Source organism: Kitasatospora sp. NPDC004614, assembly GCF_042873675.1.
Classification (GTDB): domain Bacteria; phylum Actinomycetota; class Actinomycetes; order Streptomycetales; family Streptomycetaceae; genus Kitasatospora.
This window is the reverse complement of the sequence record NZ_JBIALR010000009.1, coordinates 98675-123095: the sequence shown is the minus strand read 5'-3', so window position 1 is coordinate 123095 and position 24421 is coordinate 98675. Positions and strand designations below refer to the sequence as shown.

The 24421-nt window shown below is 72.7% G+C and carries 20 protein-coding genes and 1 pseudogene; 13 read left to right on the top strand and 8 right to left on the bottom strand.

Annotated features, from left to right (window positions below; all coding sequences use genetic code 11):
• Positions 1-45 precede the first annotated feature (45 nt).
• From ACFYST_RS20330 to ACFYST_RS20310, 5 genes are all read left to right on the top strand, one after another.
• The gene (locus tag ACFYST_RS20330; RefSeq protein WP_387864169.1) at positions 46-273 is read left to right on the top strand and encodes a heavy-metal-associated domain-containing protein; all 228 of its coding nucleotides are present in this window, start codon (positions 46-48) and stop codon (positions 271-273) included.
• Positions 274-801: 528 nt separating this feature from the next.
• Positions 802-1869 (top strand): ABC transporter substrate-binding protein, encoded by a 1068-nt coding sequence (locus tag ACFYST_RS20325; RefSeq protein WP_387864166.1) that lies wholly within the window; start codon positions 802-804, stop codon positions 1867-1869.
• Entirely contained in the window at positions 1870-2910 is a 1041-nt protein-coding gene (locus ACFYST_RS20320) for a FecCD family ABC transporter permease (RefSeq protein WP_387646860.1), read from the top strand.
• Positions 2907-3683, top strand: coding sequence for an ABC transporter ATP-binding protein (locus ACFYST_RS20315; RefSeq protein ID WP_387864164.1), 777 nt, complete (start codon positions 2907-2909; stop codon positions 3681-3683). The genes ACFYST_RS20320 and ACFYST_RS20315 overlap by 4 nt, the downstream gene beginning before the upstream one ends.
• A 113-nt stretch (positions 3684-3796) precedes the next feature.
• Positions 3797-4270 carry a DUF2231 domain-containing protein gene (locus tag ACFYST_RS20310; protein ID WP_387864161.1) on the top strand — a complete coding sequence of 158 codons (474 nt, stop codon included), beginning with the start codon at positions 3797-3799 and terminating at the stop codon, positions 4268-4270.
• Between the two features lie 7 nt (positions 4271-4277).
• Here ACFYST_RS20310 and ACFYST_RS20305 read toward each other — a convergent pair whose 3' ends face one another.
• The 6 genes from ACFYST_RS20305 to ACFYST_RS20280 form a co-directional block, all read right to left on the bottom strand.
• Positions 4278-4952 (bottom strand): response regulator, encoded by a 675-nt coding sequence (locus ACFYST_RS20305; RefSeq protein WP_387646854.1) that lies wholly within the window; start codon positions 4950-4952, stop codon positions 4278-4280.
• The gene (locus tag ACFYST_RS20300; RefSeq protein WP_387864159.1) at positions 4949-6190 is read right to left on the bottom strand and encodes a sensor histidine kinase; all 1242 of its coding nucleotides are present in this window, start codon (positions 6188-6190) and stop codon (positions 4949-4951) included. Before ACFYST_RS20300 ends, ACFYST_RS20305 begins: the two co-directional genes overlap by 4 nt.
• Before the next feature lie 129 nt (positions 6191-6319).
• Positions 6320-8521, bottom strand: coding sequence for an MMPL family transporter (locus tag ACFYST_RS20295; RefSeq protein ID WP_387646848.1), 2202 nt, complete (start codon positions 8519-8521; stop codon positions 6320-6322).
• Positions 8522-8717: 196 nt separating this feature from the next.
• On the bottom strand, positions 8718-9932 hold the full coding sequence (locus tag ACFYST_RS20290) for an alpha/beta hydrolase family protein (RefSeq protein ID WP_387864157.1): 1215 nt from the start codon (positions 9930-9932) through the stop codon (positions 8718-8720).
• A 29-nt stretch (positions 9933-9961) separates the two neighbouring features.
• On the bottom strand, positions 9962-10798 hold the full coding sequence (locus tag ACFYST_RS20285) for an ABC transporter permease (protein ID WP_387864155.1): 837 nt from the start codon (positions 10796-10798) through the stop codon (positions 9962-9964).
• Positions 10795-11706, bottom strand: a complete 912-nt coding sequence (locus ACFYST_RS20280) for an ABC transporter ATP-binding protein (RefSeq protein ID WP_387646841.1) — start codon at positions 11704-11706, stop codon at positions 10795-10797. The genes ACFYST_RS20285 and ACFYST_RS20280 overlap by 4 nt, the downstream gene beginning before the upstream one ends.
• 134 nt (positions 11707-11840) lie before the next feature.
• Here ACFYST_RS20280 and ACFYST_RS20275 point away from each other — a divergent pair, with 134 nt between their 5' ends.
• The 3 genes from ACFYST_RS20275 to ACFYST_RS20265 all read left to right on the top strand — a co-directional run bounded on the left by ACFYST_RS20275 (position 11841) and on the right by ACFYST_RS20265 (position 14655).
• Positions 11841-13049 (top strand): sensor histidine kinase, encoded by a 1209-nt coding sequence (locus ACFYST_RS20275; RefSeq protein WP_387864153.1) that lies wholly within the window; start codon positions 11841-11843, stop codon positions 13047-13049.
• On the top strand, positions 13046-13705 hold the full coding sequence (locus ACFYST_RS20270) for a response regulator (RefSeq protein WP_387864150.1): 660 nt from the start codon (positions 13046-13048) through the stop codon (positions 13703-13705). The genes ACFYST_RS20275 and ACFYST_RS20270 overlap by 4 nt, the downstream gene beginning before the upstream one ends.
• Positions 13706-13848: 143 nt before the next feature.
• Positions 13849-14655, top strand: coding sequence for an alpha/beta fold hydrolase (locus ACFYST_RS20265; protein ID WP_387864148.1), 807 nt, complete (start codon positions 13849-13851; stop codon positions 14653-14655).
• A gap of 135 nt (positions 14656-14790) precedes the next feature.
• Here the strand turns inward: ACFYST_RS20265 and ACFYST_RS20260 are convergent, their stop codons facing one another.
• On the bottom strand, positions 14791-15159 hold the full coding sequence (locus tag ACFYST_RS20260) for a hypothetical protein (RefSeq protein WP_387646830.1): 369 nt from the start codon (positions 15157-15159) through the stop codon (positions 14791-14793).
• Between the two features lie 305 nt (positions 15160-15464).
• Positions 15465-15668 (bottom strand): annotated as a pseudogene (locus ACFYST_RS20255) (IS701 family transposase); the annotation flags it as partial.
• 160 nt (positions 15669-15828) lie between these two features.
• Here ACFYST_RS20255 and ACFYST_RS20250 point away from each other — a divergent pair.
• From ACFYST_RS20250 to ACFYST_RS20230, 5 genes are all read left to right on the top strand, one after another.
• Positions 15829-16128, top strand: coding sequence for a hypothetical protein (locus ACFYST_RS20250; RefSeq protein ID WP_387646828.1), 300 nt, complete (start codon positions 15829-15831; stop codon positions 16126-16128).
• A 409-nt stretch (positions 16129-16537) separates the two neighbouring features.
• Positions 16538-17188, top strand: a complete 651-nt coding sequence (locus tag ACFYST_RS20245; RefSeq protein ID WP_387864146.1) for a DUF4232 domain-containing protein — start codon at positions 16538-16540, stop codon at positions 17186-17188.
• Between the two features lie 158 nt (positions 17189-17346).
• Positions 17347-18201, top strand: a complete 855-nt coding sequence (locus ACFYST_RS20240; protein WP_387864144.1) for a DUF4132 domain-containing protein — start codon at positions 17347-17349, stop codon at positions 18199-18201.
• The gene (locus tag ACFYST_RS20235) at positions 18198-23207 is read left to right on the top strand and encodes a hypothetical protein (RefSeq protein ID WP_387864141.1); all 5010 of its coding nucleotides are present in this window, start codon (positions 18198-18200) and stop codon (positions 23205-23207) included. The genes ACFYST_RS20240 and ACFYST_RS20235 overlap by 4 nt, the downstream gene beginning before the upstream one ends.
• A gap of 20 nt (positions 23208-23227) precedes the next feature.
• Entirely contained in the window at positions 23228-24355 is a 1128-nt protein-coding gene (locus ACFYST_RS20230; protein ID WP_387646821.1) for an AAA family ATPase, read from the top strand.
• The last annotated feature ends 66 nt before the right edge of the window (positions 24356-24421 follow it).

Sequence of the window (24421 nt, the reverse complement as noted above, 5' to 3'; positions counted from 1 at the left end):
GCTGTCGTGGATCCGCATTCACCGATCACGTCCATGGGAGTACGCATGTCCGTCACCACCGGCACCACCGGCACCACCGTCTTCGCCGTCGAGGGAATGAGCTGCGGCCACTGCGAACGGACCGTCACCGCAGGCCTCGTCGCCCTGCCCGGCGTCACCGACGTCGTCGCGGACGCCAAGGCCGGCCGGGTCACCGTCAGCGGCGACGCCGACGAGGGCGAGGTCCGCGCGGCCGTGGATCAGGCCGGATTCACCTTCGCCGGTCGGATCTGACCGGCATCGGCAGAACGGCGGGAACCCGGGCCCGGTCGGGCACGACAGCTGAGGTGTGAATCCAACCCGACCGGCCCCGGGGCCGCCGACGCCGCCACTGGCTTCGCCGCCGGTCTGGCCCCGTCCGCGCGGTCGTCGCCGAATTCCGTTGCTGGGGAAGGGCGGTGGCGGTGGTTGACGACGGACGCCGCAGCGCGGACGGGCTCGTCGCCGCTGATCCGGGCAGCGCCGCCTTGCGTGCCGTCCTGGTCGAGGGTGGGGCCTTGTGATCGCCGAACTCCCGGGCCGGGGACGGGTGGTGGCGGTGGTCGACGGCGGTGTCCGCGACGCGACTGCCCGAGCGCCGCCGGCGGGCCGACCCGTCGTATCCCGTGGCCAACCCGCGCCGCGGCGTGGTCTCGCCGCCCGCGCCCGCTCAACCCGATGCCCGCCCGACAACCTGGGTGCCTGCCGGCCCATGCCTGGTCGGGGTGACGTCAGGTGAACCCCACGCCCCACCACCCGTACTCGGTTTCAGGAGAGTGCCCCATGCGAACCCGCGTTCTGTGCGGCCTGGCCGCCGCAGTGACCCTGCTGGTCTCGGGCTGCGCGAGCAGTGCCGGCGATTCGGGGAGTGCCGGCGTCACGGCCACCCGGGCTGTCGGATTCCCGGTCAAGGTGCTGGACTGCCAGGGGCGGCCGACCGCGTTCGAGGCCGCGCCCGACCGGATTGTCACCAGTAATGCTGCCGCGCTGGAGATTCTGCTCCAACTCGGCGCCGCCGACCGGGTCATAGGCACCGGCTACCCGCCCGGCACCGGCCAACTGCCTGCTGCGATCGCCGAACGTGCCGCGCGGATACCCGTGTTGGGCGAGACGGTGATTGCCAAGGAGAAGCTGCTCGGGTCGGGCGCCGATCTGTACATCGACAGCTTTGCCGCGATGGGTGGGGCGGGTGGCGGCGGGGTGGGTGGGCCGCCGGGTGATCGGGAGTTCGCCGCTGCCGGGATCAAGCACATGTACCTGCTGTCCACTGCCTGCGCGGGTGGTCCGGCAAAGAGTGATCTTGCCGAGGTCGAGCAGGACATCAAGCGGCTCGGCGCCGTCACCGGCACCCTCCCCAGGGCCAACGAGCTGGTCGCCGCCATGGACGGCACGCTCGCCAGGGTCGCCGCCGGGCTCGACCAGCTTCCGGACGAGCGGCGGCCCAGTTATTTTTTCTTTGATTACGACGCCGGGGCGAAGCAGCCAACCGCCGTGTGCCGCAAGCAGATTGCGAACGCGGTCATCACCCTGGCAGGGGCGCGCAACGTTTTCGCCGACTGCGACGCCGACTTCAAGGCGGTCGGCTGGGAGGACGTGATCGCCAAGAACCCCGACTGGATCCAGCTCGGTGTCCGTAGTCGGGGCAGCGCGGACGCCGACCGCAAGGCCTTCGACGAGGCCGAGCGGTTCCTGCGCGACAACCCCGCCACCAGGAACCTGAACGCCGTCCAGCAGGGCCACTTCGTGCGGATCGGCTCCGAGGTCACCACCACCGCCGGGGTCCGCAACGCCGACACCGTTCGGCAGATCGCCGCCATTGTTCACCCCGACCTGGTGAAGGGCGGAGAGTAGATGGCTGCCACTCTTGCCGAGATCCGTCGTGCGCCTCGCGTCGTGGCGGCCGGATTGCTGATCGCGTTGCTGCTTGTCTTAGCCGGGGCGGTCTGTCTCGGTAGTGTTGATGTCCCGCTCCGGGAGGTGTACGGGATATTGGGGCACCACTTGACTGAGAGTCAAGAGGTGTTCAGCACAAGGGATTTGATCGTCTGGGAGTTGCGCCTCCCGCGCGCTCTGCTCGCCGCCCTGGTCGGGGCCGGGCTCGGGCTGGTCGGGACGGCGGTGCAGGCGCTGGTGCGCAATCCGCTTGCCGATCCGTATCTGCTCGGGGTCTCGTCCGGTGCCTCGCTCGGGGCGCTCGGGGCGATTGTGCTCGGGGTCGGGGTGGGGGGCGTGTTCGGGGTCTCGGCCGCCGCGTTCGCCGGGGCGCTCGGGTCGTTCGGGCTGGTGTGGATTGTGGCGCGGCGTGGGGGTGGGTTCTCGCCGCTGAGGTTGGTGCTGTGCGGCGTCGCGGTTGGTCAGTTCCTCGGTGGGTTGTGCAGTTACCTGGTGCTGCGGGCGGGCGACGAGCAGCAGACGCGTGGCGTGCTGTTCTGGCTGATGGGCAGCCTCGGTGGCGCGACTTGGGGTCAACTCGCCCTCCCCGCCGGTGCGGTGCTGCTCGGCGGGATCGTTCTCCAGGCCCGCGCGCGGGCGCTGAACGCTCTGGTCCTGGGCGATGAGACCGCCGCCGGGCTCGGCGTCGATCCCGATCGGTTGCGGCGTGAACTCTTCGTGGTCACCAGCCTGTTGACCGGTGTGCTGGTATCCGTCTCCGGCGCCATCGGCTTCGTCGGACTGCTGGTGCCGCACCTGTGCCGACTGCTGGTCGGCGGCGACCACCGGCGGTTGCTGCCGCTGTCCGCACTCACCGGCGCTGTTCTGCTCACCGCCGTCGACACCGTCGCCCGCACCGCGTTGGATGCCCAGGAGTTGCCGATCGGTGTGGTCACCGCGCTGCTCGGCGCGCCCGTTCTGCTGTTCCTGCTCGACCGGCGACTGGGGGACAAGCGGTGAGACTCGCCCTCGATGATCTGCATGTCGCGCTGGCCGGACGGGACGTGGTGGCCGGTGTCCACCTGGTCGCCGAGGACGGGGAGATCGCCGGGCTGATCGGGCCCAACGGCAGCGGCAAGTCGACGCTGCTGCGGGCCGTTTACCGTCATCTCGCGCCGCGGGCCGGGCGGGTGCTGCTCGACGGCCGGGATGTCACCAAGGTGCCCCGCGCCGAGGCTGCCCGTCATCTGGCCGCACTGCCCCAGGAGCGTGGTGAGGCATTCGAGTTGACGGTCCGTCAGATGGTGGCGCTGGGGCGGCTGCCGCATCAGCGGGCGTTCGCCGCCGACAGTCCCGAGGACCGGGTGCAGACCGCCCGAGCCCTCGACCAGGTCGGGATGGCCGCGCATGCCGAGCGTCGTTTCGCCGATCTCTCCGGCGGTGAGCGTCAACGCGTCCTGCTGGCCCGCGCGTTGGCCCAGCAGCCCGACGTGCTGGTGCTGGACGAGCCCACCAACCACCTCGACATCCGTCACCAGGTCGACCTGCTCGCCCTGTTGCGGGCTCAGCGCGCCACCACCCTGGTCGCTCTGCACGACCTGAATGCCGCCGCGTCCGTCTGCGACCGGCTGCATGTGCTGGCCGGCGGCGCGCTGGTGGCTTCGGGGCCGCCGCGGGAGGTGCTGACGCCGGAGTTGCTCGGCGAGGTGTTCGGCGTCCGCGCCGCCGTCACCGCGCATCCGCTGACCGGGGATCCGCTGATCGCGTTCGACCACCGGGCGCCCGCAGTCTGAACGGGGGCGCCGTTCATGGGGAACTGAGAAGTTGGGCTGCCACCATGGTGCGCGCCCCGCGGCCCCCGCTGCCGGGTGGCTGCCGGGCCTGCCGGTCGGAAGGAGTCTCCTCGGTGAGCACGCTCAACGGTCTGCCCGTGCACATACTTCTGGTTCACATCGTGGTGGTGTTCGTGCCGCTGACGGCGCTCGCGCTAATCGTGTGCGCGCTCAGCCCGGCCGTCGCGCGGCGGTGCGGTCTGCTGCTGCCGGTGCTGGCGTTCGTCACGGCGGCGAGCGTTCCGCTGACCACCAACGCGGGGGAGTGGCTGGAGCACAACGTCGAGCGCAACGACCTGGTGCGCAAGCACGCCGAGCTCGGTGACGGCATGCTGCCGTGGGTGGGCGGGCTGTTCCTGCTGGCGGTGCTGGTCTGGTGGTTCACCCGCGCGGCCAGCACCCGCAGCTTCTCCGGCGCGCTGCGGATCGGCGCCACCGTGCTGTGCGCCGTGGTGGCCGTCGGCGCGGTCGTCGACGTCTACCGGATCGGCGACTCCGGCGCGAAGGCCGCCTGGCAGGACGCCCTCACCTCCAGCAGCGGCCACTGAGCACCGGTTATGACGGGCGGCCGGGCGGGACCAGGCCGCACTGGTAGGCGAGTGCGACGAGCTGGGCGCGGTCGCGGGCGTCCAGCTTGGACATCGCGCGGTGCACGTGGGTGCGGACGGTGAGCGGGCTGACGAAGATCCGCTCGGCGATCTCCTCGTTGCTCAGGCCGGTCGCGGCCAGCGCCATCACCTCGCGCTCGCGGGCGGTGAGCACGGCCAGCCGGTCGGCCGCGGGCTCGGCGGCCGGGCCCGGCTGAGCGCGGAAGCGGTCGATCATCGCGCGGGTGGCGGCGGGCGAGAGCAGGGCGTCGCCGGCCGCCACCGTGCGGATCGCGCCGAGGAGTTCGGCGGGCGCCGCGCCCTTGCCGAGGAAGCCGTCGGCGCCCGCGCGCAAGGCCTGGGCGATGTACTCGTCGATCTCGAAGGTGGTCAGGATCAGCACCCGGGTGCCGGACAGCTCCTCGCTGCCGCAGATCTCGGCGGTCGCGGCGAGGCCGTCGCCGCCGGGCATCCGGATGTCCATCAGGACCAGGTCGGGCCGGGTGGCGCGGGTGATCTCGACCGCCTCGCGGCCGTTGGAGGCCTCGCCGACCACCTCCATGTCGTCCTCGGCGTCGATCAGCATCCGGAAGGCGCCGCGCAGCAGGGCCTGGTCGTCGGCGAGCAGGACACGGATGGTCATCGGAGGGAGTCCTTGTCGTCGGGCTCGGCGGAGGCGGGGTCGGTGAAAGCAGGCGTGTCCCGGCTGCCGGTGCGCAGCGGGAGTTCGGCGGTGACCAGGAAGCCGCCGTCGGGCCGGTGGTCCGCGCTGAGCCGGCCGCCCACGGCGACGGCCCGCTCGCGCATGCCGATCAGGCCGAAGCCACCGGGGCCGTCCTGGCGAAGCGCCGGCCGTCCGATGGCCCGGCCGTTGGCGACGGACAGCGCGAGCCGGCTGCCGCTGTAAGCGAGGGTGACTTCGGCGTCGGCGCCGCGGGCGTGCTTGGCGACGTTGGTCAGCGACTCCTGGACGATCCGGAAGGCCGTCAGGTCGACGCCGGGGGAGAGCGGGCGCAGCTCGCCGGTGACGGTGAGCCGGACCGGCAGCCCGGCCTGTTCGAAGGCGTTGATCAGGTCCGGCAGGCGGTCGAGGCCGGGGGTGGGTTCGAGCGGGGCGGGCTCCTCGGCGCGGCGCAGCAGGCCGACGGTGGCGCGCAGTTCCTGGAGGGCCGCGCCGGTGGCGTCGGTGAGGTGGCTGAGCACCTCGCGGGCCCGGTCGGGGTGCCGGTCCATCAGGTGGACGGCGATGCCGGCCTGGGCGTTGGCGAGTGCGATGTGGTGGGCGACGACGTCGTGCAGGTCGCGGGCGATCCGGATCCGCTCGTCGGCGACCCGGCGGCGGGCCTCCTCCTCGCGGGTGCGCTCGGCGCGTTCGGCGCGGCGCTCGATCGCGGCGAGGTGGGCGCGGCGGTTGCGGACCGAGTCGCCGAGCGCGCCCGGCAGCAGCGCCCAGGCGAGGACGCCCAGCCGTTCGCCGATCGGGCCGTGCGGGCCGAAGGCCAGTGCCGTCGCGGTGAGCAGCACGGCCGAGAGGACCGAGGCGCGGAACGCGGTGGTGCGGTCAGTGCGGACGGCCAGGAAGTAGAGCGCCGCCAGCAGCGGCCAGCCCAGCGCGACGGTGAGCCGCATGCCCGTCGCGGCGAGCGTCACCGTGCACACCAGGGTGACGGCGACCACCGCCCGCGGGTAGCGGCGGTGGAAGAAGACGGCGACGGTGGAGACCGCGGCGAGCACCAGGGTGAGCAGGCCAGGCATCGTGTAGTGCCCGCCGCTCTGGTCCGCACTGACGCCCTGGGTCACGATCGCCACCAGGGCGACGCCGCCCGCCGCGTCCAGCAGGCGGGGGTGGTCGCGGCGCAGGCGCTGCCACAGGTCGGTCATCACGGGGCCCTGGTTCTCGAAGCGGTGGGTGTGCGGTGGCGGGGCCGCCCGGCGGGGGGCGGCCCCGCACGTCAACGGTAACGTTCCGGGCCCGAACAACCGTCCGGGCCCGGAGCGCGGTGACGCAGGTCAGACGGTCGCGGGCGTGTGGTCCGCGGCCGGCTCGGCGTCGGCGGCCTGGAGCTTGGCGCCCTCGACGTCGACGTCCGGCAGCGCCTTGTCGAGCTTCTTCGGCAGCCACCAGGCGCGGCGGCCGAGCAGCGCCAGGACAGCCGGGACGAGTGCCATCCGGACCACGAAGGCGTCGAAGGCGACGGCCGCGGCCAGACCCAGGCCCATCATCTTGATCATCGGTTCGTTCATGCCGATGAAGCCGGAGAACACCGCGATCATGATCAGCGCGGCGGCGGTGACCACCCGGGCGTTGTGCCGGAAACCGGTGACGATCGCCTCGGACGGGGTCTCGCCGTGCACGTACGCCTCGCGGATCCGGGTGACCAGGAACACCTCGTAGTCCATGGCCAGGCCGAACACCACGCCGACCATGAAGATCGGCATCATGCTCATCACCGGACCGGTCTGGTCCACGCCGATCAGATCGGCCAGCCAGCCCCACTGGAAGATCGCGACCACGGCGCCGAGCGCGGCGGCCACCGAGAGCAGGAAGCCGAGCGCGGCCTTCAGCGGGACCAGCACCGAGCGGAACACCAGCAGCAGCAGGACGATCGCGAGGCCGACCACCACGGCGAGGTACGGCACCAGCGCGTCGGAGAGCTTCTGCGACACGTCGATGTTCATCGCCGTGGAGCCGGTGACCAGCGCGGTCGCGCCGGTGGCGGACTTGAGGCCGGCCGCGTCGTCGCGGATCGCCTGCACCAGATCCTTGGTCTTCGCGTCGGCCGGACCGGTCGCCGGGATCGCGTTGACCAGGGCGGTGTCACCGGCCGGGTTGAAGATCGGCGGGGTGACCGCGACCACGCCGGGCAGGCCGGAGACCATCTTGGAGACCTGCTCGGCAGCGGCCTTCGGGTCGGGTGCGCCCTTGGCGTCCACCACGACGGTCAGCGGGCCGTTGAAGCCGGGGCCGAAGCCCTGGGACAGCAGGTCGTAGGCGCGGCGCTCGGTGGTCGAGGTCGACTTCGCCTCGTCGCCGGGCAGGCCCAGACGCAGGTCCAGCGCCGGGGCGGCGATCACGCCGAGGCCGATCACGCCGCCGATCAGCACCAGCAGCGGACGGCGCAGCACGAACCGGGCCCAGCGGGCGCCGCCGTTGTCACCGGTCGCCCGGCGGGTGGTGTCCCCGGCGGCCTTGCGCTCCTTGCGTGGCAGCACCTTGCGGCCGACGAAGCCGAGCAGCGCGGGCACCAGGGTCAGCGCCACCAGCACGGCGATGACGACCGTTCCGGCGGCGGCCACGCCCATCTTGGACAGGAACGGGATGCCGACCACGGACAGGCCGGCCAGCGCGATCACCACGGTCAGACCGGCGAACACCACGGCCGAACCCGCCGTACCCACGGCCCGCCCGGCCGCCTCGCGCGGGGCGCGGCCCTGGGCGAGCTCCGCGCGGTAGCGGGAGATGATGAACAGTGCGTAGTCGATGCCGACCGCCAGGCCCAGCATCATCGCCAGCGTGCCGGTGGTGGCGGACAGGCCCAGGGCGCTGCCCAGCGCGGTGATCAGCGCCATGCCGAGGCCGACGCCGACCACGGCCGTCAGCAGCGGCAGCCCCGCCGCGACCAGTGAACCGAAGGTGATCACCAGCACGACGGCGGACAGCGCCATGCCGATCGCCTCGCTGCTGCCGCCCGCCTCGCCATGGCTGGCCAGCGCGGTGCCGCCCATCTCGACCTTCAGCCCCGCGTCCCGGCCGTGCTGCGCGGCCTGCTCCAGGGCGGCGGTGGCCTCCTTGGACAGCTCGCCGGCCTTGGCCGAGTAGGTGACGGTGGCGTACGCGGTGGTGCCGTTCTGGGAGACGGTGTGCGCCTGGAACGGGTCGACCGCGCCGGTGACCTCGGGGGCGTGCGCCAGCTCGCCGACCGTCTTCTGCACGGCCTGCTGGTTCGGCTCCGCGGTGATCTTCTGACCGTCCGGGGCGACGAACACGATCCGGGCCTGGGCGCCGTCCGCGTGGCCGCCGGGGAAGCGCTGGTTCATCAGGTCGAAGGCCTTCTGCGCCTCCGTGCCGGGTATCGAGAAGGCGTCGGCGGGCGCGGCGGGCGCCTTGGCCGCGAGCACTCCGCCGACGGCCAGCACGGCGACCCAGAGCAGGGTCACCAGCTTGCGCCGGTCGAAGGCCCATCGGCCCAGGCGGTACAGGAACGTGGCCACGGGGGAGCGGCCTCCTTCGGGTTCGGTGCACGGTTGCGGAACATGCCGCAGGCGGCCCCGCGCACCGGTTCCGGCGCGGTCCGCCCGCAGCGTGTTCCATCCTTCGTCACCGCCCCCACCTGCGTCGTCGTCCCGGTGCAGGCAGTTGCGTACTGCGTCCGCAGTAGTGCCGGACGGGCCGGCTCATCCTGGGGGGTCAGGGCAGGTACGCCACCTCGGGGAAGCGGGGCGAGGGGCGGTCGAGCAGTGGGGCGGCGTGGTGGCGCAGGTGGAGGTCGAAGAAGGCGAGCGGGTAGGCCTGCTGGATCAGCAGGGCGCGGGCCGGGTCGATGGTGCCGACCATGCGCTGGATCTGGTCGTCGGGCAGGCCGAGCAGGCGGCCGGCCTGCGGGATCAGCGTGATGTTGTCGCCGTACGACAGGTGGATGGCGCCTGCCGCGCGGACTTCCAGGCGCCAGCCGCGCAGGTGGGACCAGAACTCGGCGACGTACTGGTTTGTCGCGCGCGGGAAGTCGGCGGTCATCAGGAGGAACGGGCGGTCCAGGTCGGCGGTGATGCTGGGGTGCCCGAGGCCGGGCTGCATCGGCCCGTCCAGGCCCAGGCCGGCCCGCACCCGGCCGTCGGCCAGCATGGTGCAGGCGGTGGCCGTGGCGCCCTTCGACCAGCCGAACATGCCGATCCGCGAGGTGTCGAGGGCCGCGCCCAGCCCGTCCGGGAGCGGGCGGCGCTCGGCGTCCGGGTTGCGGCCGGCGGCGAGCTGCTCGACGCAGTCCAGGACGAAACGCGCGTCCGCGGCGTAGTCCAGTGCGTACAGCCCGCCCGGGAGGTCCCCGGGGGTGAGCACCCGCCCGTCGGGCAGCTCGCTGAAGCAGTCACCGAGATGGTCGACCGCCACCACCACATAGCCGTGGCTGGCGAGCTCCTGCACCATCACGGTGTGGTCGGCGCGGTGGCTGCGCGCGCCGTGCGAGTAGACGATGACGGGCAGGCGGTGGCCGGTGCGGTGCACGGGAGCGCCGACCCGCCCGGCGGTGAGCGGGACGAGCGCCGGGTCGAGCGGGAAGCCGACGCCTACCAGGAACGCCCGCATCGTGGCGTCGGGCAGCCACGGGGCGAGCGGCAGGCCGTCGGTGGGGCGGGCCGGGTACCAGATGCTCGCCATCAGCTCGCGGTGCGGGTTCATGCCCGGCATCGGGTTCGGGCGGGAGGTGTCGACCAGGTGCAGCGGCGTCGTGCCGACCGGGAACGGGCCGGAGGGGGCGGGCAGGGTGAGCCGCGGTACGGCGCCCTCTGCGCGGGCGGGCCGAGCGGCGGCGAGCGGGGCGGCGGCGCCGAGGGCCAAGGCGGTGCCCAGGCCCATGCCGGTGCCCAGGAGGCGGCGGCGGGTCAGGCCGGTACGGGGGAATGGCATGACAGCTCCATAGGGAGAGGAGGGGAGGTTCACTGGTCGCGGCGCGGGACGGTGAACAGCGCGAGCAGGACGGCGAGAGCCGCCCAGATCGGGTAGACCGCCCACGCCCCGCCGATCGAGGACGGGTAGCGCTGGCCGGTCATCTCCCCGACCAGGCCCAGCCGGTCCCAGGCGTTGAACGGCTGCATGTGTGCGACCACCGCGCCGAAGTGGGTGTTGTCGCGGACGAACATCGGGACCATGAACAGCAGCGCGAACAGCGCGACCATCGCCGTGACGCTGTGCCGGATCACCGCGCCCAGCGCCAGACCGACCAGCGCGCCCACCGGCGCCAGCAGCGCGGAGGCGAGCAGCAGCCGCAGCGCGCCCGGGTCGCCGATCGACACGCCGCCGTACTTGCCGGCCAGGATCGCCTCGTCCAGCCAGAACGAGACGGACGCCACCAGCAGGCCGAACCCGGTGGCCGTCGCGGCGACCACCAGCAGCTTGGCGGCCAGCACCTCCCTGCGGGCGGGGACGGCGGCGAAGGTGGTGCGCAGCAGGCCGGTGGTCTGCTCGCTGAGGATCGCGATCGCGCCCAGCGCACCCATCATCAGCAGCACCAGCGACGCGCACGGCCGGGTGAACGCGTCGTGCAGGGCGCCGAATTCGGCGTAGTACGCCTGCTGCGGGGCCGGCCAGGAGTCGAACTCGGCGCGGGAGGTGCGTGCGCCGTTGGCGTTCATCGCGACGATGGTCAGCGTGGCGAACAGCAGGAACCAGGGGATCGACCGCAGCGAGCGCAGCTTGATCCACTCGGCGGCCAGCAGGTCGGTGAACCGGGCGGGCGGTGCGGCCCGGTCGATGGTCGGGTGAAAGGTGCTCATGCTCGTGCTCCTGCCGCGTACTCGACGCTGCTGCCGGTCAGTTCCATGAAGGCCTGCTCCAACGAGCCGGTGCGGGGCACCAGTTCGTGGATCAGCAGGCGGTGGTCGAGGGCGGTCCGGGCGATCGAGAGCGCGTCCGGGCCGGTCACCGTCAGTAGCCCGTCCGGTGCCTGCGACACCTGCGCGCCGTCGGCGGTCAGCGCCGTCACCAGCGCCGCGGGGTCGGTCGTACGGACCTGCACGGTCCGCTGCGAACCGCGGGCCGCGAAGTCCGCCACCGTCTCGTCCGCGAGCAACTCGCCGCGTCCGACGACGATCAGCCGGTCCGCGGTGTGCTCCATCTCCGTCATCAGGTGGCTGCTGACGAACACCGTGCGGCCCTCGGCGGCCAGCCGCCGGAACAGGTTCCGGACGAACAGCACGCCCTCCGGGTCCAGCCCGTTCAGCGGCTCGTCGAAGATCAGCACCGGCGGGTCGCCCAGCAGCGCCCCCGCGATGCCCAGCCGCTGCCGCATGCCCAGCGAGAAGCCGCCGATCCGCCGGTCCGCGGCCGCCGACAGCCCGACCTCGCGCAGCACCTCGTCCACCCGGCCGGCCGGGATCGCGTTGCTACGGGCCAGAAAACGCAGCTGGTCGCGGGCAGTTCGGCCGCCGTGCACGTCCCCGGCGTCGAGCAGCGCGCCCACGTGCCGCAACGCCCGCCGCAGACCGCGGCAGTCGCGGCCGGCCACGGTCGCCGAACCGGAGGTCGGCGCGTGCAGCCCGAGAATCATGCGCAGAGTGGTGCTCTTGCCCGCACCGTTCGGGCCCAGAAACCCGGTGACGTGGCCCGAACGGACCGTGAAGGAAAGGTCGTTGACGGCAGTGACACGGCCGTAGCGCTTGGTGAGGCGGGTAACTTCGATCACGGGGACAACGATGCCGGACAGCGGTGTTCGCGCACATTCGGCGACGGGGGACAAACGCGCTGACGGACGATCAACTTCGGGATGTCATCCGTGGGGGACTGCGGCGCCCGAACGATGATCGCTACGCTCGGGGCATGAATCTCACCCGGGTGCCGACGAAGTTCCTCTCCCGCGTGGCACCCGGGACTTGGATGGTGCTGCTCTGGTTCGCCGTCACCGCATACACCGTCTTCGAGCAGATGCACACCCGCGACGGCCTCTCCCCTCTCAACCTGCACCTCGGCACCGAATCGGTCGCCGCGCTGGCCGTGCTCGCCGCGGGCCGCCGCCGACTCCGACCGCTGACCGCGCTGTGCCTGCTGCTGTTCGGCACCATCGCGTCGGTGATGGCGATGGCCGTCGCCGACATCCCGCTGCTCCAGTACCTCGTCGTGGACGTGGCCATCTGCTACCTCGCGGCCACCCAGCCCACCCGCACCTCCGTCATCGCCGGGGCGCTCGCGCTCGGCACCCTGCTCGGCTACTCCGGCCTGCGCGCGCTGTTCAGCATGGACGACTACGGCAGCACCACGCTCACCGGCGCGCTCGCCACAGCGATCGCCTGGCTGATCGGACACGCCGTCCACCAGAGCCACACCCACGCCGAGACGCTGCGCGCACAGGCCACCGAACAGGCCATCACCTCCGAACGGCTGCGCATCGCCCGCGAGTTGCACGACATGGTGGCGCACAACATCGGCATCGTCGCCATGCAGGCCGGCGCCGCCCGCCGGGTCTTCGACACCCAGCCCGCCCGGGCCCGCGCCGCACTCGGCGAGGTCGAGACCGCCGGCCGCGAGACGCTGGCCGGGCTGCGCCGCCTACTCGGCGCGCTGCGCGACGCGGAACCTGCTGACGCTGATGAACTGTCCGCCCCCGCACCGGTGTTGGACGATCTGGCGCGGCTGGCCGCGACCACCACCGCGGCCGGCGTCCGGGTGGACCTGCACTGGAGTGGCGCGCGTCGCCCGCTGCCGCCCGAGATCGAACTGTCCGCGTACCGGATCGTGCAGGAGGCCGTCACCAACGTGGTGCGGCATGCGAAGGCGCGGGCCTGTTCGGTCTCCATCGAGTTCCGCGCGGCCGAGGTGGCCGTCAGCGTGATCAACCCCGGGCCCGGCCCTGCTCGGACGTCCGGCAGCGGACGCCGCGGGTACGGACTGGTCGGCATGATGGAGCGGGCCACCCTGCTGCACGGCGAGTTCAGTGCTGGTCCGCAACCCGACGGCGGCTTCCGGGTGGTCGCGAGGCTGCCGGTCCCCGTACCCAGTGACCTTCTCGTTTCCTTGGAGCCCGCCCGATGATCCGCGTCCTGCTCGTCGACGACCAGCCGCTGGTCCGCGCCTCCCTCGACATGATCATTACGGATGCGCCCGACCTTGCGGTCGTCGGCGAGGCCGGAAACGGCGCCGACGCGGTTCGGCTCGCCGCCGAACTGCGGCCCGACATCGTGGTGATGGACATCCGCATGCCCGGCATGGACGGCATCGAAGCCACCCGGATCATCACCGGCGCCGGCGCGGACGCCCCCCAGGTGCTCGTGCTGACCACCTTCGACCAGGACGAGCACGTCTACGGCGCGCTGCAGGCCGGGGCGTCCGGATTCCTCGTCAAGGACATGGAGTTGGACGACATTCTGGCCGCGATACGGGTGGTCGCCGCCGGGAACGCGCTGATCGCCCCGACCGTCACCCGCCGGCTGATCGCCCACTTCGCCCGGCAGACGGCTCCGGTGGCCCCGGCAGTTCCGGTCACCTTCGAGGCCCTGACCACCCGGGAACGCGAGATCCTCACGCTGGTCGGGCTCGGGCGCTCCAACGCGGAGATCGCCGCGGAGCTGCACCTCACTGCGGCGACCGCGAAGACGTACATCTCGCGGCTGCTGACGAAGCTCGACGCGCGGGACCGGGTTCAGCTGGTGATCACGGCGTATGAGGCGGGGCTGGTCGGGCAGCGTTGAAGTTCAAGCGCTGCGCTTCGGCTGGGGGAGGATGCTGAAGCGCAGCGCTTCGGGGAGGGGCTGCTGAGGACTGTCGGCAGCCGGTCGGCGTGATGTCGGCATTTGTCGGCGGGACGCCGGTGCACAGGTACAGGCTTGTGCACATGACCGAGCTTCTCGCATCGTCCGACGACGGCCACCCCATCACCGCTCTCGACACCGGATCCGGGCCGAACCTGCTGGTGGTCCACCCCGGCGGCGCAGATGCGACGTCCTGGGACGGCGTCACCCGCCACCTCACCGACGACTTCCGCGTCGTCAGGATCCGCCGACGGATCTACGTACCCGAAGCAGATATTGCGCTACCTCACTCGACGACCGTCGAGGCAGCCGACATTGTCGCTGTCGCGAAGCTCCTGGAGTCCCCGGTGCTCCTCGTCGGACACTCCTCGGGCGCCGTCGCCGCGCTGGAAGCCGCACTGCTGGACCCGTCGGCGTTCGCCGGACTGTGGCTCTACGAACCACCCCTGCCCACCAAGGAGTTGATCGCCGGTCCGGCCGGAGCACGGGCCCGTGCCGCGCTCGACAGCGGCGATCCGGCCGAGGCGATGCGGATCCACCTGCGGGACATCGTTCGCATGCCCGCGAACGTGGTGGACGCCATGTTCGCCGACCCACATGTGCGAGCGGCGTGCACCGCATACGCGACGGCACAGATCGCCGACAGCGAGGCGATCGACGCGCTTGGTGTCGGTATCGATCGCTTCGCGACGCTCGAAACCCCGACGACCTTGATCGAAGGCGACCTCAGCCCATCCCACCTGCGCGAACGCCTGGCCGACCTGGCGGCAGTCCTGCCGAACGCGCGGATCACGACGCTCACCGGCCACGGACACATCGCCCACCTGACGGCCCCTGACGCCTTGGCCGACACCATCCGGGACATGGCGCGGCGGGTTCTCCACGCATGACAGCTGCGCTGACTTCCTGGCAGCCGATCTGACGAGTCGCGGGGAAGGGAGAGGCAGCGCGACGGCAACGTTCGTCCTGGTGCGCGGCCCCGGGCCGGCGTGTTGCTGCCGGGCCCGGGGCCGGGCTTGCCGGGATCAGCACTTGATGTAGTGCCACTCCACGCGGCGAACGTGAGAGCCGGTGGGCGAGGAGATGGAGACGGTGGCGTGTGTTCCCTTGCCGGTCGCCCACCTGCTGTCCCGGACATTTCCGTCCCAGAAAACGGCCCGCACGAAGGGGCAACGGCCGTCCGCCGCCGTGTCGTACACCGTGCCGGAAACGTACGTGTAGTTGTTCTGGAAGCAGCCGTTGGCGTACCCCTCGCTGCCGTTGACGTACCAGTTCTTCTCGCAGGCCGTCATGGTGGGGGAGCCCGCGGCCATGGCGGGGGTCAGGCCGGTCGGGAACGTGAAGGCGGCGACAGCGCCGGCCAGGACGGCGGCCTTCTTGAGGTGGTTGAACACGGGAATCTCCTTTGTTCGTTCGCGTCTTGGTGATCGTCCGGAAAGAGGTCGTGCCCAGGTGGCGGCGTGGCAGGAGGACGGGTGCGGCGGCAAGAACGAGCTAGGTCGTTGCAGGTGCCGGCTCGATCGAGAGGCAATGTGATTGCCGCGATCGGCTCTGCTGCCAGCAAAGGTTGGCCGGACACGAACATATCGTCGGACCGGCCGCCGCAGCAGGGCGGAATGCGGCGTGCAAGGGGTAGCTACGAAGCGGGCCGGCAAGGTGGGCCCGGCTTCACTCCTCGCCTGTACGCTCCGCGCGCCGGTCGCGCCCGGTCGTCGACGCGCGGGCCGTGGGCGCCCTCACCGCAGGGGCCGCGCTTCCATTTCTGCGGGGGCGGACCACCGGTAACCAGGTCGTGCAGCGGGCAGATGACGGCGGTGTCGTGGCGGGTGGTGGCTGCGACGTGGAAGTCATCAGCCTGCTCCAACTCGCTTCGCCGGGCCGCGCTGCAGCCGTAATCCGCGTTCGGGGCAGGCAGGGCGCCCGGTCGATCGACGTCCGGCCCCGCAGACCCGGCTGGGAGCTGTCCGGTCGATCATTGATGGCGTGCTCCGGCTGCTTCCGTCGGCTGGGGCCGTCGCCAGAAGCCGATTGCCAGAGGTCTGCCCTTGCGTGACCATCGCTGGATGGAAACGGATGAGGGCCGAAAGCTGATTCGGGTCGTGCGGACGTGTCTGGCCTGCCCGTCGCAGTGGGATGCCTGGACGGCGGACGGCCAGTACCTGTATTTCCGATACCGGCATGGTGAGGGCAGCGTCGAGTGGCACCCCGGCCCTGACTTCGATGACGGTCCGGAGTCTTGGAACGACGGCCGCTCGGGGCTTCTCGTCGAATGGGACGACGGCAGCGACAGCGGTGACATCAACCTTGAGGACTTCCTCTCGGTAGCGGGCTTGGTGCTGGCCCCAGGTGCCTTGGTGTGCTGAGGTTGTGGCACGTGGTCAGGTGCGGAGCCGGATGGCTGGGGCAGCCGCGGTGACGGCGCCGAGGAAGGCGTAACCGTGCTTGTTGTAGTGGGTCGCGACGGCGCGAGAGGTGTTCAGCCTGTTTGCTGGTGCGCTTCTGTGTCGCTCCCGATCGAAGCCCGGTGGCCGTCCGCCTCGTGATCCTTTGCGCAGGTGGGCGGCCTGGCTGCCGGTCTTCTCCGGGATCGTGTGTCGGATGCCGCTGCGGCGCCTCCGCAGGTGCTCGCGGCAGGGCCCGTCGCCGGATGGCGGGGCTTGTACATCGAATGTTTATCGGTGTCGGTGATCATGCCGCAGGCCGAGCGCACTCGGTCGCAAGAACCGCACCGGTCCCGTTCGCGGGGCCGCAGAAACACGAGCGAGAACCAACATGCGTACCCGTCAACTGTCTGCTGCCGTCGGCCTGGTGGCCGCGCTGGGGCTCACCCTGACCGCGTGCGGCTCCGACGCCGCCAGCACTGCCGCGGCCAAGCCCTCCGCTCCGGCCAGCACCGTGCCGAGCGGTCAGGCGTCCGCCCCGGCGAGTGCCCCGGCGGGCGCGCCGGAGAGCTCCCCGGCGAGTGCCAAGGCAAGCCCCGAGGGCGGCGGTGGCGCGGGCGGCCGCAAGTGCACGGCGGCGGACCTGAAGGCCGCGATCGCGTTCGGGACCGGTGCGCAGACGCCGGACGGGCCGGGTGCGGAGGAGATCGAGCTGACCAACCAGTCGAAGTCGGTCTGCACGATGAAGGGTTACCCGGGGGTGGACCTGGTCGGCAGCAAGGGCACCTGGAACCTGACGCGCTTCCAGGGCGTCCAGCCCGAGCAGGTCACCCTGCAGCCCGGCGGCAAGGCGTACGTCACCATCAACTACCTGCCGTTCGCGGGCGACGGCGGGGCCGAGTTCAAGGTGCAGAAGATCGTCCTGACGCCGCCGGACGACACCCACCAGCTGACCGTCGAGTGGAGCGGCGCCAGCCCGCAGGACCAGAGCGGCGCCACCCACCCCGGCACCTACGTGCGTCCCGTGATCGCCGCCCGCTGACGCGTCGACACCAGGCAGGCCCCGACTTCCCCGAGTGCGGCGGGAGATCGGGGCCTGATGTCGTTTCCGGCCGGGCGTCGCAGGGGCGGACGATCATCTGTCGGTGTGGCCGGATACGTTCTTCCCAGCTCAGGAACGGCGGCCGGGAGGGCTCTGACGTGGCATGGCTGACAGCGGGTGACTACGAGGTCACTCTGGAGGCGGACGGAAAGGTCGCGTGCCGGAACGCGGCCGGCCGCCGGTTGAAGACAGTGCCGGCGAAGCTCAAGGACGACCCGGCCGTCGTGCAGCTGCGCCGGCTCGCGGAGTGGCTCGACGCGCACGAGCGGCAGTGCCTGGCGACAGTCGAGCGGTGGATGGTCCGTTCGCTGCCCGTCCCGGCCGCCGTGCTCGGCGCGGTGTGGGCCGACGAGACCTGGCGGTCGGTGCTGCGCGACCTGGTGGTGACGGGAGCCGACGGCTCGGTGGCCGGGTTCCTGCGCGACGCCGACCCGGCGCGCGGCATCGGCGTGGTCGACCTGGACGGCGACACCGTCCGCCTGACCGACGCCGAGATCCGGATCCCGCACCCCGTGCTGCTCGAAGACCTGGACGAGCTGCGGGAGTTCGCCGTCGAGCTGGACGTCGCCCAGCAGCTCCAGCAGCTGCACCGCGAGGTCTGGCAGCGCCCCGCCGACCTCGACCCCACGGACACCCAGGTCGACACCTACGCCGGCGGCCGCTACAAGGAGCTGCGCGAACTGGTCGGCCGCTGCGCCCGGTTGGGCCACCGCGTCCGCGGCGGGTACGCGATCGTGCCGCTGGTCGAGGACGGCCGCACGCTGGAGGCCCGCGTCTGGGTCGGCGACTACTACGAGTACGACGAGTGCGAGACCGGCTCGCTCAGCTGGGTCGACGCCGACGGGCGGCCGGTGCCGTTCGCCGAAGTGGGCCCGGTGGCCTGGTCCGAAGGAATGCGCATGGCCGCCGCGCTGCACGCCGGCCGCACCATCGAAGGGGAGGAGTCGGCATGACGGACAGCACCCGCACCGACGCGCAGTACCACGAAGACCTGCTCGACGCCGGCGCCGTTCTGACGCTCGGCCGGATCGCCGCGGCCGACGGCGTCGACAGCACCGTCGACACGCTGACCGCCCGCAGCTACCGGCACCCCGGGCTGGACGGCCGCACCGTCGTCCGCCTGGTGCCCGCCGCACTCGGCCCGGCCGAGGACCTCGCCGTCGAGTTCCTCGGCCTGATACCGGACGGCGAACCCGTCGAGGTGGGCCAGGTCCGGCAGGAGGCGCTCGGCTTCCCCGCCTGGGCGCTGGTCCACGACCCGGCCAACGGGCACCACGCGCTGGCCGTGGTCAAGGAGATGGAACGCCTCGCCCGCTTCGTCAAGTCCAAGCCCGGCAACGCCAAGGACGGCTTCGACGAAGTCGCCGTCCGCCTCGGTCGTGCCGTCCCGCACTTCCTGCCCACCTACTGCGAACAGGTCGGCCGGATCTTCCTCGAACAGGGCAATCAGAACTACGCCGCCACCTACTTCGGCAAGGCCCGCGAAGCCGAACGCACCCACAGCCTGCCCATCGACGAGGAACGGCTGCGCGCCGTCTTCCTGGAGTTCGCACTCGGCGGCGCTCTGACCGTCAAGGCGCTGCGCCAGTACGTGAAGGAACTCGCCGGACGACTCGACGCGCCCACCGCCTGGCAGCGCTTCCGCCAGCTGTGCGCGGAACGCTCCGCCGCGGGCATGGCCCCGTACGCGGGCATCGCCGAGGACGCCCGGCAGCTGATCCGGGCCGCCGGGCTCGACCGGCAGGAACAGGAACAGCTGCTGCTCGGCGAGCTGCTGACCTCGCCCGCCGTCGGCCGGGCCCCCGCCGCGGTGTGGAAGTCCTGGCGCGGCGCGCTGATCGAACTGGCCCGCCGGGACGACGCGGTCCGGGCCCGGTTGCTGGCGATCCTGCCGACCCCCGCGGGCTCCAAGAACGACGCCGCCACCGACGCGGACTGGCTGACGCTGCTCCAGGAGTCGGGTGCCGAGCAGCTGCTGACGGATCCGAAGACCGTCGGCACGGAGCCCGCCGCCCGCTGGCTCCAGCGCTGGACCGCCCACCTCGACCGGGGCTGGCGCTCCCGCCCCGCCTGCGGCGCCACCGTCGAACTGGCCGGCCGGATGGCCGAGCGGCTGCGCGCCGAGGCCGTCCCGGTGGAGCTCCTGCCCAAGCACCCGACGGCGCTGAACGTCCTGGACGTGCTGCTCGCGGAGGGGGTGCCGGTCGCCGATCCGTCGGACACCCCGACCATTTACCTCGGCCCTTGGGTGGAGGACGGCGGCCCCGGACGCCGCGACCTGGCGGCCGTCGCGGCGGACCCGCGCTTCCGCGCCGCGCTGAAGAACGCCGTCCCGGAGGTCTGGGGAAGGCACGGTGGCAGCACGCTCGGCCCGATCGCCGTCCAATACCCGGTGCTGCGCGCCCTGTTCGTCGAATGGGCCGACGAGCGGGCCGACGCACTGCGCTCCGCGACGGGCCTGGCCAGTGCGTCCAGCCAGCTGACCGCCCTCGGCCCCGTCCGCTCCGCCCTCATCGACGCCAACCCGGCCGCCGCCGCCCGGATCGCCGGAATCGACGTTGCCGCCCTGCTCGGACACACCCTCCGGGCCGGCATCATCGACGAACTCGGCTGGCCCGCCCTGGAGGAGGGCCTGCGCCGCCTCTTCGAGGACGAGGACAGCGGCCGCGTCCCCGGCCGGATCAACCGCAGCGACCTGCAGATCGAGGACGCCTGGCCGGCCCTGATCCTGGCCCGCCGCAACAGGGCCGTCGTGGTCGGCCCGGACGGCATCCTGCTGGAGCACGACCTGCGCTGCCCCGCCGACCTGCCCCGCTGGCACAGCCCCCGCCTGCGTTTCGTCGACGGCGAACTGCTGGTCGCCTGGCGGGAGGACGGCGAGGTCCGCGCGTACTGGTCCGGCCGGCCCGACCAGGTGTTCGTGCCGACCGGCGAACCGGTCGACGTCGGCTACTACGGCCCGCACAACATGAGTGAGGCCTCTCTGCCGCTGCCCGGCGGCGGCCGCGCCACCGGCGGCCGGGTTTTGCACGCCGGCGACACCGTGCTGCCCGTCGAACGGCCCGTGTTCAGCGACGGCGTCGGCCACTGGACGTACCGCCGCGGCGCCCTGGTCGAGTACGACCCGCTGACGGGCAGCCACGGCCGGGCGTCCGCGCCGCCGCTGTTCAGCAAGGGCGGCGACTCGTCCGGCACCCTCCGGCCCGTGCACTCCCGGCTGTTCCCGCTCCAACCCGGTTTGGAACTCAGCCCGCTCGGCACCGACGGCATCCTGCTCGGTGGCTGCCTGCGCACCGGCAACGACCGGGCGACGTTCACCGGCGTCGACGGCCACCGGGTCACCGTGGAGTCGGCCCACCGGTGGCCGGTCGGCCGGATCACCCTGCCCGGCGGCGCAGCCCTCGCCCTGACCGCCGACCAGCGCACCATCCTGCTCGGCCCCGCCGACGGCACCCCCGACCACGTCGCCGAACTCACCGTCTCCCACCCCGGCCAACTGCACGCCGCCGGCACCGCCCTGGTGCCGCCGCTCGACCACTGGCACGCGCTGCGCCCCCGCGACGAGGCCGGCTCACAGCTGCTGCGCGCCGTCACCGACCGGCAGGCCGCCGAACTCCTCGACGCCGCCTGGCCGGTGGACGCCGAGGACGTCGAACCGCCGAGCAGCCCCGAGCTGCTGCTGATCCAGGGCACCGCCCGGCAGGTCGCGGGCAGCAAGGCGCGCCAGGCCGTCCCGGTCGCGGCCGCCGCCCAGGTGCTGCCGGGCCTCACCGACCCGCTGCTGCTCGCGGGCGTCGCCGGACTCGCCCGGCTCGCCACCGACACCGCGACCAGCGCCGCCCGGTTCGCGCCGCTGCCGCAGCCCGAGACCGAAACCCCGGCCGCCCCCGCCGGACCCGTCGGGTACCGGCCGGAGCACGGCGACGACGGGACGCTGCGCGAGGCACTCCAGGGTGTCTTCGGCGGCGCGGACGGCTTCGGGAACCGCTGGCGGCACGAGCCCGAGAAGTGGCACGCGCTCGCCAACCTGCGCACCGTCACCGACCTGTTGGCCGCGCCGCCGCAGGACCGGCCCGCCACCTGGACGGCCGACCCGCACCGCCTCTCCCTGCGGGGCGACCACCACGGCTGGGCCGACCTTCTCGGCCGCACCGCCCCCATCGCCCTGGCCGCCGCCGTCCCCGCCACCGGGCAGCCCGCCCGGTCCGCGCTGGCCCTGCTGCTGACCGAGCTGACCCGTGGCCCACTCGCCGACGGCGGCCCGACACTCCGTCAGGTGACGCTCAGCGAGAAGAACGACACCACGAAGTCCGGGACGTCCAAGGCCCGGGTGGGCCAGGTGCTGCGCCACGGCGACCGCACCGTGGTCGTGCTGGAGTGCCGCAGCCACTACGGGGAGCTCCTGCACTGGGACGCGATCGAGCACGACCCGTCCGGGAAGTTCGGGCCCGTCGCCGACTTCACCATCACCGGGGAACGGCGGTTGCGCGACGACCTGACGGCCGACTGGATCGCCCGCTTCACCGCACAGCTCGCCCAGCACGGCCCGATCGCCCGGCAGCCCGAGCAGGCCGACGCGTTCGACGCGGCCACCGGCATCGGCCGGACCCGGGCCGCTCTGCTGCTCGCCATGCCCGACGGGCTGTACTCCCGGTGGAGCGACTTCCCCACCGCCGAACAGCTCGCCCAGTACGAGCTGAAGGCCACTCAGGCCAACGTTGCCGCGGAGTGGCTGCGCGCCCTCGACCGCACCGACCTGGACGCCGTCCTGGCCGCCCTGCTCCCCGCCGACCCCGCGCAGCTCTGGTCCGACGGCCTGGCGACGGATGCCGCCGCAGCCCGCTGGATCGAGCGCCGCGGACGCCTGCGGACACTCCCCGAGGAGGACCAGACCAGCGTCAACGGGACGACCATCTCCGCGATCGAGCAGGTCCTCAACCCGGAGACCACCGGTTGGCTCGCCCGCACCACCACCCAGCGCGTCCGCCCGACCGAGCACGGCGTCGACCTGCTCCCCGACGACCCCGAGGCGCTCCCGGACGCCTGGACCCTCGCCAGGGCGGTCGACGCACTCCGCTGGCTGGCCCACCGCCTGCCGTACGGCTCCGACCTGCGCCCGGCACTGCCCCGGTCGCTGGCCGCGATCCGCGCCCGCCTCGCCGACCCGGGCCTGCTGCTCGACCTCGGCCGGTACTCCACCGTCCGCGACACGCGGCTCCCGGCCGTGCTGCGCGGCCACTTCGGCCTGCCGGAGCAGAACGGCCAGGCCGGCGAGGAACCGGTGGCCTGCGGCGAGGCGATCGTGCTGGCCCCCAGCCACTACGGCGAAACCGCACACCTGCGGCCGGCCGCGCTCACCGGCCCGGACGACCCGCTGCTCGGCCTGCTCGCCGACCTGCTCGGCACCCAGCGCCACCAGGACGGGCTGGCCGCCCTGCGGGCGCTGCTCGGCGACGACCTGGCCCGGCTGACCGCGCACGGCTCCGCCGCCGACGAACCGGCCGGCTACCCGCAGGACCCGCAGCGCAGCGTCCCCGCGCTGGTCGCCGAGGTCTCCGAGGAGTTCGGGCTCGGCGAGGACGCCGCCGCCCTCTACCTGCAACTGCTCGCCCTCCCCGACCCCACCGACCGCAACACGGCCCGCTGGACCGGCTGGAAGCCCGCCCGGCTCAAGCGCGCCCGGGCCGAACTCGCCGCCACCGACCTGGTGTTGGAGGCCAAGCGGTCCCGGGCCGGCCGGGGCCTGTTCCTGCCCGGCGGCTGGCAGGAGGCCAAGTCGCCCGCCCTGCCCGTCGAGGTCTGGAAGGCCGGCCTGTACGCCATCCCGTCCGACCGGGCGATCCTGCCGCACCTCCCCGCACCCGAACTGTTCGCCCGCGCCTGGCAGCGGATCGCCGACGGCGACCGGCCCGGCTACGAACAGCTCACCACCAACACCCGCCGGCGAGGCCGTCGATGAAGACCACTGGGGATTTCGCTATGAGCACTGAGCCCGACCGGCAGGTCGTCCTGCCCGAGGACAAGTACGCCGCCGAACTCGCGTTCCTCGCCGCGTACGACACCGGCCCCCGCCCGCCCGGCTGGCGGCTCACCCCGCGCGCCGTCGTCACCTTCGTGCTCGGCAGTGGCGGTGAGAAGCTCAAGCACGGCCGTCGCAGCATGACGGTCGAAGCGAAGTTCGTCGGCGACCGCGCCCTGGTCGAACGCTGCGTCGTCACCCTGGCCGGCGAACGCGGCCTGCTGCTGGTCGGCGAACCCGGCACCGCCAAGTCGATGCTCTCCGAGCTGCTCGCCGCCGCCGTCTGCGGCACCAGCGCACTCACCGTCCAGGGCACCGCCGGCACCACCGAGGACCAGCTCAAGTACGGCTGGAACTACGCCCTGCTGCTCGCGAAGGGCCCCAGCCGGGAAGCCCTGGTGCCCTCGCCCGTCCTCACCGCCATGACCACCGGCGCGGTCGCCCGCGTCGAAGAAGTCACCCGCTGCCTGCCCGAAGTCCAGGACGCCCTGGTCTCGTTGCTCTCCGAACGCCGGATAGCCGTCCCCGAACTCGCGGGCAGCGCGGACGCCCAGCTGCACGCCGCCCCCGGGTTCACCCTGATCGCCACCGCCAACCTGCGCGACAAGGGCGTCTCCGAGATGTCCGCCGCCCTGAAACGACGCTTCAACTTCGAGACCGTCGGCCCGATCGGCGACCTCGACGCCGAGATCGACCTCGTCCGGCGCCAGTCCACCGCCGCCGTCGCTCGCGCCGGCGCACCCTACGCGGTCGACGACGCCGTCCTCGAAGCCCTGGTCACCGCCTTCCGCGACCTGCGCACCGGCCGCTCCGTCGAAGGCTGGGACGTCGAACGCCCCTCCACCGTCATGAGCACCGCCGAAGCCGTCTCCGTCGCCACCGCACTCGGCGTCACCGCCGCCTACCTCGACGGCGCCGACACCCTCACCCGCCTCCCCGGCCAACTCGTCGGCGTCGTCCGCAAGGACGACCCCGCCGACACCGCCCGGCTCCTCGGCTACTGGGACGGCCCGGTCCGCCGCCGCGCCGAACAGGGCTCCGCGACCTGGCGCACCCTGTGGGACCTGCGCCCGGCACTGGGGGCCTGACGGCAGTGACCACCGATGCCAAAGCCTCCCCGGCGGGGATCGCGCGGGCCGGCGAAGACTGCCCTG